We start from the raw sequence: 10,430 nt of genomic DNA on the forward strand, positions 1-10,430 counted from the left end.
CACACCAACGTGATGACAACGCCGCGATCAACCTCGCACGCTACGAGGACACCATTAGCGTCGTCGGCCCAGTTGGGGCCGCCGTCAAGCGTGGAGCCGACCGTAAGACCGGGCCTGGCCCGGCCGGCGGCTGTGAAGCGCGGAAGGGACGCAGCCGCAAGGCTGCCGAACAACCCCGAAATGGGGTGCGAGTCGCGTGACCACTAAAGATCACTCACTCGCAACGGGCTCGCGTGTCACCTATGCACTCACTCCACTCGAATGGGAGCCCCTGAGCTTGGTCGGCCGCCTCTTCGGCGCGCGGCTAGCGGCCCAGGCGGGCGAAGCGGTGGGAAAGCGCGTCCTGGAAGCGGTCGACTTTGCTCACGGCGATCATGCACCCAACCGCATGACACCGTTCGTGTTGCCGGAACCCAAACTGCCCGCCGGTGCCCGCGAGCGGGCTGCGGCGATGGCGCGTGAAATGGACCGCAGCCCCTACGGTAACGGGCTGGGCGCGCGGCTCGCCGACCTTGTCCTGCACGGCATGGCGACCGACCTCACCCGTCTGCGACCCAAGGCGCTGGCGGACACTCTCGGCGTGCCTGCGCGCGTTGCGACCGAGGCCTGTCTCGCCGGCGTGAAGGTTGGATTGCTGGGCATGAAGTGGGATTTGCTCTGCCCCAACTGCCGCGGCACCAAGGTCAGCGTCGCCACCCTGTCCGAGCTGCCCCACGGTGCGCACTGTCCGTCGTGCAACATCGACTACGATCGCGACTTCGAGCGCAACGTCGAGCTGACGTTCGCGCCGGCGCCCACGGTGCGCCCGTTGCCCGGCGGCCGTTTCTGTCTGTCGGGGCCGATGGAGACGCAACATGTCGCCGTACAGGTTCTGCTGGCTGCGGGGGAGCGGCGCGACGTGACCGTCGCCCTGCCCCCGGGCTCGTATCGGTTACGCACGCTGCATCCCAACGGTTTCGTCGACGTCGATTACCAGTCAGGCGCGTTTCCCGGTCTGCGCATCACCGGGTCGGGCGTCGAGGTACTGGACGCCGCGGATCCGAAGAACGCACCGGGCAGGGTGACCTTTGTCAATGACGCCGGCTTCGAGCTGGCAGCCTTGATTGAGGACCGAACTTGGGCGCGCGAGACGTTGCCGGCGCCAGAAGTGATCTCGCTGCAGGCTTTTCGCGATCTGTTCGCCGAGGCGACGCTGCGCCCGGGCGACGATGCGGGGCTCAGCCAGGTTGCGTTGCTGTTCACCGACCTGCGGGGCTCGACGGCCCTCTACGAACGGGTCGGAGATGCCGCTGCCTACAACCTGGTGCGCGAGCACTTCACGCTGCTGGCCGCGATCGTGCGAGACCATGACGGTGCGGTGGTCAAGACGATCGGTGACGCGGTCATGGCCTCATTCACCGATCCGGCGCGAGCGGTCCGCGCGGCGCTCGCCATGCAAGCGGGGATAGCCGCGTCGGCATCTGCAGGCGGCGGCCTTGTGCTGAAGGTGGGCGTGCATGCCGGTCCCTGCGTCGTCGTGACGTTGAACGACCGCCTGGACTACTTCGGCTCAACGGTGAACATGGCCGCCCGCCTGCAGGGCCAGAGCGCCGGCGACGACATCGTGTTGTCACTAGCCGTCGCCGACGATCCGGCGGTACGGGAAATTGTGGCCGACGTGCCCCAGCGCCACGAGACGGTCATGCTCAAGGGCTTCGCCGCCCCTGTCGGTTTTGTGCGCCTATTGACCTCGCAAGCATCGAATCAACCTGTGTGACAGCAATTTTCCGGCCGGTCACGAACAACCAGGATTGTCCCGCGATAAGCAACTCGGGCCCCGAACGCTTAGGTCAGTGGCCGGGTGGCCTTCATCAGCGGTCCGAAGCCGACGGCTTCCATGCGGTCCAACATTTTCGCGGGTGACGGGCGTTGCTGCAGCAGCGCGTCGACCGCCTCGTCGGGGGTATCGACGATGCGCACCAGTTGGTCAAAGTCCTCAGGTGTCAGCTTCTTGCCGCCAACGAACAGGGCCTGCAAAACCGGCAGCACGGGCAGCTTCTCGGTCCAGAACTCCCGGCCGAGGAAGATCATCGGGGAGAACGCCACCGCATTTCTCGGGTAGTAGTTCTGCGCGGCGTTTTGAAACACTTCCTGGAGTGTGCCCGCCGCACCGCGGGTGTAGATGATCCCGTTGGCCGCCAGGGAGAGCAGGATGTCTTCGCGGATGCTGTTCTGGAAGTACTTGGCGACGTCGGTAGCCAGCGGTGACATTGGTTCGCTGCCGTAGTACCAGGTGGGAACCGCGATGCTGCGCCCCCCGGTGTCGGCGAATGTTTGGGCAATCTCGTAGGCGGGCGCGGCCCAATCGTGTAACTGGCGCACGATCGCGGTATCGATCTCGCCGGTGCACGAGACCACCGCCGCACTGTCGGGCAGCGTCGGCTCGTTCTGCAAGTGTTTCAGTGCCTCGGTCACATCTTGATCCGACGCGTTGGCGAGCATCGCACCCAAATGGGTGGCCTCCATGGCGCCGGGCCCGCCGCCGCTTGCCACCAGGCAGCCGCACTGGGTCAATGTCCGCGCAATGCGTGCCACATTTGCGTAGTTCGGGCTCGCGCGAGTCTCGTCGTGGCCGCCCATGATGGCCACCGTCGGCGACTTGACGCTGTGGAAAAACACTGTGAGGGCGCGCATGATCGAGTGGTCGTGCAGCGCCTGCATCATCCCGGCGTAGGGATCGGTGGGACATGCGCCGCCGTTGGCAGTGAAGTACCGGTACGAGCGGAAGTCCAATGTCTCGGCGAAGCTGAGTGGCCGGTGCGGTTCGAAGCCACTCATCAGCTCCAGTGACGTGTACAACGAGTTGCGGAGCGGCTGAAACGGAACTTCCAGGTTCGGCATCTGAACTCAGCACTTTCATGTCTGGTCATCGGTCGGGTGAACATGTGCGGACTCCGGTAGACCACATAGCCGCACAAGAGCAGCCGCACCGTTGATGAAATCTCTTGAAGAACAAACTAAAACGAATGCAGCCGGTTTGCCGGTAATCAGTAATCTCCGCGCCGACCAAAAATCGACCTCCGCTGGGATATGCAGACCTCGGCCGCGCGCGGGGAACAGGTTCGGCCCAGCTGACCAGGCCGCGTGGGACACATGGATCAGCAAGCGGTACAGAACATTTCGTGCAAGCCCTGAGGTGGCTCTGAACGCACGCCGAACACAGTATTCGCGATACTGGCAACTGATGGGTCAGACCACCCGCAGGATCGGCGAGGCGGAAAAGTCGGGTGGTTGCGGACCGAGTGCGGCGGTGACCGACCGGGGCACCGAGATATCGGCGAGGTAGAGGGCACCGACCTGCGGCGCCTTGCGCATACCGATCTTGGGCAGCGCCAACGTCAGTGTTGCATCGGCGCTGACGACATCTCCGGGCGCCTCTCCCGATGTGACGTCAAGTCCGCTCGGCGTGTCCAACGCGACCACCGAACCAGCGGACGTCATCGCGGCGATCAGCTCGGCGGCGCGCCCCCGTGGTGCGCCGCGCAGGGAGTAGCCGATCAGCGCGTCCACGGTCAGGTCGGCATCGACGACGGTATCGCTGGTCGCCACCTTCATGCGCCGCAGAATGTCGAACTGGTGTGCCGGCACCGGGCTCAGCTGGTCTGCTGGACCGCCCAGCGTCACCACGACGTCGACGCCTGCATTGGCCAGATGCCGTGCCGCTACCAGACCGCCGCCCCCATTGCCACCGGAACCCGCGACCACAGCGACCCGGTCGGGCGCGGCCAGGGCGAGCACCAAACGGGCCAGCCGGTGACCGGCGTTCTCCATCATCTGAATCAGGTCGATACGCAAGTCCTGCATCATCACGCGGTCCACCTCGACCATTTGCTCCCTGGTCAGCCAACCGATGTCGTCGGCAACCACGGCGGGAAATACGTGCGGCCCACTCACGTCGAGCCCGGCCAGTAGGTGGCCCGCGTATCGCGCTGGCCAGCCTTCAGCGCCGCCGTAGCGCCGCTCGGCGGATTGGAGCAACCCGACCAACTGGCTCCGGGACGGCAACGGCCCGGCGCGGTCCCACAGCCGCGCCTGCAGGTAACCGCTGTACCACAGGGCCCACTCAGGGTCGGCACCGTCGGTGTCGGCGTAAGCCTGATGGTGTCGTTCGCCGGTCTCCACCAGCAGGTCTGCCAGTTCTGCCACGGTGATCGAGATCATGTCGTTGCGCCCATCATGTTGTGGTTCGGCGTTGGGGCACCGAGGCGTTGACCGCGTGTGGGCCTGACCGCCCTCGGCGGGTTCGGACCCGAAGTGGCATCACCGGTCTGCTTGCCGGCTCGTCCGGGATTTGCGCGGATAGGGTCCGCAGTCGTCGGCCGCTCAACCGGCTCCGCCTCGATTGTGGCGACCAATCGTCACTCCTGGTGTAGTGCATTCGGGTTTCACTGCGGCCGGCATCACGCTACTCCTGGGAGCCCAACGCTGACATGGGTTTACCTCAGCGCGTGGCCACAGCGTCGGCACGCGCACATGCTGGCGCCCGGCGGCATTGGGGTTCGACCCGGATTCAACGACCCCGGAGCCGACCCGGGCTTCTCGGCCAGGTCGGCGCGGAATTCGCTGTCGGGTCCGTCGTCGGACATCGGGGACGACAATGGTTGGAGCACCGGGTATTTCGCTGTTCGCGGTCGCCGAGAGCGCCGGTACGTCGATACCGCCTTCCGACGCCCCGATTGTGTCTCGACCCAGCAGACATTCATCGGCTGGCCGAGACCTGTTTCCGCCATCCCGAGCATTAGCTGTGGGCCCGCTGAAAACTGGCTGAAAGGCCAATCGTGCGACTGAGGCGAAATTACGCTCGCCGTAAGCAGAAAGGTCGGTGATCAGCTCTGCCCGCAGCAGGCGGCAGGTTGCTGACGTCGAATCCAATTGCACCACCGCAATTGCCGCAGCGCACAGGCGCCCATATGGCCGCTGCACTGCTGAGTCGTCGAGTTCGGCGGGTGAGGAGATGGCAATGTCGTGTGTGATCGCTGCGCCGGAGATGATAACTGCTGCGGCCGCGGATTTGGCCGCGATGGGGTCGGCGGTGACCGCTGCGAACGCGGCGGTAGCGGGGCCGACGGCGGCGGTACCGGCCGCGGGTACCGACGAAGTGTCCGCGGCCATCGCGGCATTGTTCAGTTCGCACGGTCAGGACTACCAAGCGCTCAGTACCAAGATGGCCGTGCTGCATGACCAGTTCGTGCGGGCGTCGACCGCGGCAGCGGGCTCCTACGTCGGCGCTGAGGCCGCCAACGTCTCGCCTCTGCAAGCCGTGGAGCAGGGACCTGCTCAATGTGATCAACGCGCCGACCCTGGCCGCGCGTCGCCCACCTTCGATCGGCAACGGCGCCAACGGCGGCAACGCCGGGCCTGGCGTTTCCCCCCGGCGTTCCCGGTGCCGGGGGCACCGGGGGGCTGTTGTTCGGCGCAACCGGCGTTAACGGGTTGGTCTAGCCACTCGGCCGATACCGGCATCCGTGTTGGCCCCCGACAACGGATTTCGCGAGGTGACCAGGAACGTCAGAGGGCCAACGCGGCGCGGGCGGCGGCTTGCGTCTGTCGTGCGTACCCGCCGCCGAACAGCACAACATGCGCCAGCAGCGGGAAGAGCTGGTGTAGCCCGATGCGGTTGCGCCACCCGGGTTTCAGCGATCGCACCTGCTGGTATCCGGCGAGGATGGCGTCGTAGTGTGGGCAGCCGAACAACGCCAGCATCGCCAGATCTGTCTCGCGGTGGCCAGCGTGCGCTGCCGGGTCGATCAGCACCACGCCGGCGGGTGTCCACACCAGATTGCCACTCCACAAATCCCCATGTAGCCGAGCCGGCTGGTCGTCGTCGTCGAAATCACCTGCACGGCAACGCCCCACGACACCGTCGATCAGCCCCCGGGTCGACGCATCCAGCCGTACCGCCGCCAGATCGGCCATCGGGACCAGTCGCTCCTCGGCATAGAATTCACCCCAGTGTTGGTGCCGCCGTAGCGACATCGGCAACGGCTGCGACAATGGTCCAAAGAACCCCGGTCCGTCCCACCCGTAGGGCCCTGCGCCGAACACCGGTGCACCCGCGTCGTGAGTGACGGCAAGCCGGCTGCCGAACGTGTATGCCGCTTCACGGCTCGGTGTCACCGAATCAAGCCGCCGCAGGGTCAGGCTCGTCGCGTTGACTGACAAGACGGTGGCGCACGGCACGCCGCCGTCGACATTTGAAAGCCATTGCAGCCCTGCGGCTTCCCAGGCGAAATAGCCCGCGGGCGCGCCAGCATGGCGCTTGACGAACTCGGTCACGCTACTTTCAGAGGATCGATGGTCATCTGTCGCACGTCTCCCAACTACCGAAATGCCCGATTGCCGTATCTGTCGAGCGAGACAACTTCGGCGACGGGCCGGCGCGTCGTGGGACCGTACTTGCCGATCGGCCAGCCAAGAGGGATTACCGCGCACGGCGTGACATTCCATGGCAGCCCCAATGCCCGCCGCGCCAGTAGCTTGCTCCACAGCGGCACGGTGATCAATGCCGCACCCAGCCCGGCCGCACGTGCGGCCAGCAGCAGGTTCTGCACCGCCGGATAAATGGAACCGTAAGCGCTGCTCGTCGCGACCGACGGCCAGGGTGGAATGACGCCCTTGAGGCAGGCGACAACGACGACGGGGATCTCCTCGAAATGGTCGGCCTGCCATTGCACGGCGTTTTGCAGCCGAAGCATCTTCTCGTCACCGCGGCGTTCGAAGGAACGCTTGTACATCGGGCTGACGAGGTTCATGGCTCTGCGGTTCAGACGGCCCAGTTTCGCGACTGTTTCGCGATCCTTGACGACGATGAACTCCCAATTCTGAGCGTTGGAACCGGTCGGCGCCTTCATGGCCAGCTCGAGTAGATGGAGCACGAGGCTGTCGTCGACCGGATCACTCTTGAGCCGACGGATGGCACGCTGAGTACGCATCGCCTCTTCGAGTGGCATGGTCAAGGGCTCTTGATGCGCTGTCATGACCACAATTCAACACGGCCGACCCAGGATGCGATGCCGCCGCACCGGCATCGTCATAGAGTGGCCGCGTGGTTTTGTTGCCCTGGCGAAGACGGTCGCCATCGCCTCATCGGTGCCGGACATGGAAAAGGCCGACCGCCCGATGACCCCAGTCGAGATCGCTGTCGTCGGTGTGCACGTCCTCGACACCCACGTCCTCGGCATCACGTCCATTCCCGAGGGCTCGCAGGGCCAGCTCGTTCCGACGATCAAGATTTCCCCGGCAGGCACAGCGGGCGGTACGGCCGTCGTTCTGAGCCGGCTCGGGGCAACAGTCCATTCCTTCGGCGCGATCGGCACCGACGCGATGGGCGACGCCCTGCTGGCGATGCTGTGCCGCGAAGGGGTCGACGTCGGTGGGCTGGTTCGGAGCACGGCGGCCCAGACCTCGGCGTCGGTCATCCCGGTGCGCCCCAATGGTGACCGCCCGGCCTGGCATTGCGTGGGCGCCAATGCCATGCTTCGGCTCGAAGACCTCAACCTGGACGAGGTGATCCAGTCGTCGCACCTTCACCTGGGCGGTCCCGAGTTTCTCGGAGGTCCGGCGGCCGGCGAGCTGCTGCAGTATGCAAAGAGCAACGGGCTCAGCACATCTGTGGACATTCTCGCGGCAGGGGATCCCGGGCTGCTGCAGTGGATCGCCGACGTCCTGCCGCACACCGACTATCTGTTGCCCAACGACGAACAGGTGCTGGGTTTCACCGGCGCGGCTAACGTCTTAACCGGCGCACGTTGTCTGCTGGCTGCAGGTGCCGGCTGCGTGGCGGTGACCCGGGGCAGCAAAGGCGCCGTGGTCGTTTCGGATACGGAAACCGTCGAAGTGCCCGCGTTTGCAGTTGATGTGGTCGACACCACCGGTTGCGGTGACGCGTTCTCCGCCGGATTCATACTCGGGCGCGCGCTCGGACGCGACCTTCGAGAAGCGGCTCGCCTTGGATGCGCTACCGCAGCGCACGTCGCCACCGGAATCGGAACCGACGCCGGCGCATACGATCTCGATGTGGTCGAAGCGTTCGCGAGCGCCGACCACACTGCCACCGCTTGATGAAACGCGTTGGAAGTCTTCGTCGCACATCGAGGATGTCGGGATAACGAGATCAGTAGTCCTTGATTGTCACGGACACTCGCGGCGTCGGGTCGTCATCACTGTGGGGGAGCCGCTGCCATGCGGCATCGACCAACGGCTGCAGAAACAGCTCGCCCATGAGCCGCACCAGCACGGCGATCGCCTGCTTTGATTCGTGACGTCCGGTGGAGGCCACTCCGCTTGCACGCAGTTCTATGACCTCACGGCGAACGTTATCGATCAACACGTCGAGCAGCGGTTTCCGCTCATTCTTTTCTAATTCGAACGCCTCACGGCGGATGTAGTTGAGCACCGGGGGGTTTTCGGCCAGCATGCGCTGGACCGCCTCCCGCCGAGCGGTTGCGGCCTCCGCGGGGCCGGCCTGATTGTCTACTTCGGCGACCGCTTGCCAGAAATAGTCCGCGACAAGCTCGTCGACGGCCTGGCGAAGCCCGGCCTTGGTCTTGAAATGGTGCTGGACCAGTCCCAGCGTCACCCCGGCCTCGGCCGCGATCGCGCGCAACGACACCCGGTCCTCGCCGTACTGCGCGTACAGATCCAACGCCGCATTCCGGATCCGGGCCTTGGCGGTCAGGTCGTCGTTTGTCGCCCGGGGATTCTGCACACCGGACCTCCTTCGAATGCAGTCGCAGGAATCGTACCTAGACCGCCGGGGGGCTCGGCGCTCAACAGTTCTTCGGCCGCAGAGCTTTAGTTTGAACGCCGGTGAACGCGTAACGGGTCGCGACCGTCTCCGCCGCCGCAATCCGTTGATCCAATGACGAGTCGCACCCCCGGACCCATGGTCTCGGAAGGGCTTTGCGGTTGGGACGTTGCGGCTGGTTCCTGAAGGGTTGGCGGCGTCCAGTGCGGCGGTGGCGGCTCCGATGATTGCGGCGCGCGATCCGGTGTTTAACGCCGTGGCTATCCAGCAGCTCGGGGCGGCCACCCACGGTGCTCAACAGCTGAGCCGGGCAGGGGCGGGCATGGGTGAGGCCGAGCCACGTGATGCCACCGGCGAGGGATTGGCGGCGACATCCTATGGCGTCCATGGAGGGGTGGTATGACCGCCGCGGTGTGGATGGCCTCGCCGCCGGAAGTGCACTCGGCGTTGCTGCGCGCCGGTCCCGGGCCGGCCTCACTGGTAGCCGCCGCCACCGGATGGTCCTCGCTGAGCGCCGAGTACGCCACGGTGGCTGCGGCTGCGCGTTCTGATCCAGCTTGTGAAAGCGCGAACTCTCGGATAATGCCGATTATCGACAGCGGTGAAATAGTCTGGCCAACGGTATAATTCAGAGTTTGCACGTCCCAGATGGGTCACAGGAAACGTCGCTCTGACTGGAGTCCTGTTCGAGCGGTACCCAAAAGGGGAGCAGGATCCGGACAACACACATGGGGAGCTCCTGATCCATTGACCATCGAGGGTGTCGCGGCGAATGTGGCCGACACCGGCCTGTGGTGCCGCTGTTGACTGAACCAGGACAGCATTGCCCGCACACCGGGTAGGGTAGTAGCGGTCCACTTCGACGGCCATTACGCACCTCAGCGCGCAGTGCTACACCATGTAGCACTTGTGTGCCACACTCCTGTCATGGAGACCACGATCAGTCAGCGGGAACTCCGAAACGACAGCGGGGCGATTATGCGCCGCGTCGAGGGGGAGAGCGCTTCACGGTCACCAGGAATGGAATCCCGGTGGCTGACCTGGTGCCTCATGACCGGGCCGCGGCGGATCGACGCCGACGATTCGTGCCGGTGACAGAGGTCGCAGCCGGCCTCAGGCGGCTTCCGAACTGGGGCGTTGAACGCTTCGCCGCCGAACTACGTCGGCTCGACGCCGCGGTGGACGATAGCAATGCCGAGCGCTGGGACAGTACCCGGTGATCACGGTTCATGAACGCGTGCTGCTGGATACGTCCGTGGTGATCGACTATCCGACCGACGCGGTAGCTGCTCACGCTGGTGCGGCCGCGCTCAGCACAATCACGCTTGCCCAACTGTCGTATGGCCTGCATACCGAGGATCCGCTGCTTAATTTAACGCCGCGCGCGAGCAGCGATACCACTGGATCGCCGATACATTCGACCCGATACCGTTCGACGCGGGCGCCGCACGCATCTACGGGGCTTTGTGCGCGAATGTTCGTGCGGTTGGCCGAGATCCGCAGCCGCGCCGATTCGACATACTGAACCATCCCGGGTTTCATGCACACCTCGTTACGTGTGACCGGTGTGCTGCCCGATCTGTTGTTGAGCGTAGTACTCGGCCTCGACTTCGGCTGGTGGGCGTCGTTCGAGGCGGTGCATCAG

10 protein-coding genes and 3 pseudogenes are annotated in these 10,430 nt (G+C 65.1%); 8 read left to right on the forward strand and 5 right to left on the reverse strand.

The window, feature by feature from the left end:
• Together EET03_RS14415 and EET03_RS14420 are read left to right on the forward strand one after the other, a co-directional pair.
• A pseudogene (locus tag EET03_RS14415) lies at positions 1 to 200 on the forward strand (IS607 family element RNA-guided endonuclease TnpB); the annotation flags it as partial.
• Complete coding sequence (locus EET03_RS14420; protein WP_122508782.1) at positions 197 to 1,756, forward strand: adenylate/guanylate cyclase domain-containing protein; 1,560 nt, start codon at positions 197 to 199, stop codon at positions 1,754 to 1,756. The pseudogene EET03_RS14415 and the gene EET03_RS14420, both read left to right, overlap by 4 nt.
• Before the next feature lie 68 nt (positions 1,757 to 1,824).
• On the opposite strand, the gene EET03_RS14425 is transcribed toward EET03_RS14420, so the two are convergent.
• Positions 1,825 to 2,880, reverse strand: a complete 1,056-nt coding sequence (locus tag EET03_RS14425; RefSeq protein WP_063469186.1) for an LOG family protein — start codon at positions 2,878 to 2,880, stop codon at positions 1,825 to 1,827.
• A 348-nt stretch (positions 2,881 to 3,228) separates the two neighbouring features.
• The gene (locus EET03_RS14430; RefSeq protein ID WP_099193547.1) at positions 3,229 to 4,200 is read right to left on the reverse strand and encodes an NAD(P)H-hydrate epimerase; all 972 of its coding nucleotides are present in this window, start codon (positions 4,198 to 4,200) and stop codon (positions 3,229 to 3,231) included.
• An 859-nt stretch (positions 4,201 to 5,059) separates the two neighbouring features.
• On the opposite strand from EET03_RS14430, the pseudogene EET03_RS31565 reads away from it, so the two are divergent.
• Positions 5,060 to 5,221: pseudogene (locus EET03_RS31565) on the forward strand (PE family protein); the annotation flags it as partial.
• 326 nt (positions 5,222 to 5,547) lie between these two features.
• Here EET03_RS31565 and EET03_RS14440 read toward each other — a convergent pair.
• Positions 5,548 to 6,471 carry a fructosamine kinase family protein gene (locus EET03_RS14440; protein ID WP_279637700.1) on the reverse strand — a complete coding sequence of 308 codons (924 nt, stop codon included), beginning with the start codon at positions 6,469 to 6,471 and terminating at the stop codon, positions 5,548 to 5,550.
• The gene (locus EET03_RS14445; RefSeq protein WP_063469192.1) at positions 6,360 to 6,989 is read right to left on the reverse strand and encodes a nitroreductase family protein; all 630 of its coding nucleotides are present in this window, start codon (positions 6,987 to 6,989) and stop codon (positions 6,360 to 6,362) included. Before EET03_RS14445 ends, EET03_RS14440 begins: the two co-directional genes overlap by 112 nt.
• A gap of 148 nt (positions 6,990 to 7,137) precedes the next feature.
• Between EET03_RS14445 and EET03_RS14450 the strand changes: the two genes are divergently transcribed.
• Positions 7,138 to 8,100, forward strand: coding sequence for a carbohydrate kinase family protein (locus tag EET03_RS14450; RefSeq protein ID WP_244232366.1), 963 nt, complete (start codon positions 7,138 to 7,140; stop codon positions 8,098 to 8,100).
• A 52-nt stretch (positions 8,101 to 8,152) separates the two neighbouring features.
• Here EET03_RS14450 and EET03_RS14455 read toward each other — a convergent pair whose 3' ends face one another.
• Positions 8,153 to 8,746, reverse strand: a complete 594-nt coding sequence (locus EET03_RS14455; protein ID WP_063469188.1) for a TetR/AcrR family transcriptional regulator — start codon at positions 8,744 to 8,746, stop codon at positions 8,153 to 8,155.
• Between the two features lie 262 nt (positions 8,747 to 9,008).
• Here EET03_RS14455 and EET03_RS14460 point away from each other — a divergent pair, with 262 nt between their 5' ends.
• The 4 genes and pseudogenes from EET03_RS14460 to EET03_RS14475 all read left to right on the forward strand — a co-directional run bounded on the left by EET03_RS14460 (position 9,009) and on the right by EET03_RS14475 (position 10,310).
• Positions 9,009 to 9,188: a hypothetical protein gene (locus EET03_RS14460; protein WP_075541614.1), complete on the forward strand. Its 180-nt coding sequence runs from the start codon at positions 9,009 to 9,011 to the stop codon at positions 9,186 to 9,188.
• A pseudogene (locus tag EET03_RS14465) lies at positions 9,185 to 9,319 on the forward strand (PPE domain-containing protein); the annotation flags it as partial. The gene EET03_RS14460 and the pseudogene EET03_RS14465, both read left to right, overlap by 4 nt.
• A 557-nt stretch (positions 9,320 to 9,876) precedes the next feature.
• Positions 9,877 to 10,005, forward strand: a complete 129-nt coding sequence (locus EET03_RS32425) for a hypothetical protein (protein ID WP_279637701.1) — start codon at positions 9,877 to 9,879, stop codon at positions 10,003 to 10,005.
• On the forward strand, positions 10,002 to 10,310 hold the full coding sequence (locus tag EET03_RS14475; protein WP_075541615.1) for a PIN domain-containing protein: 309 nt from the start codon (positions 10,002 to 10,004) through the stop codon (positions 10,308 to 10,310). The genes EET03_RS32425 and EET03_RS14475 overlap by 4 nt, the downstream gene beginning before the upstream one ends.
• Positions 10,311 to 10,430: the final 120 nt, after the last annotated feature.

The sequence above is a fragment of the Mycobacterium innocens genome (assembly GCF_900566055.1).
Taxonomy (GTDB): domain Bacteria; phylum Actinomycetota; class Actinomycetes; order Mycobacteriales; family Mycobacteriaceae; genus Mycobacterium; species Mycobacterium innocens.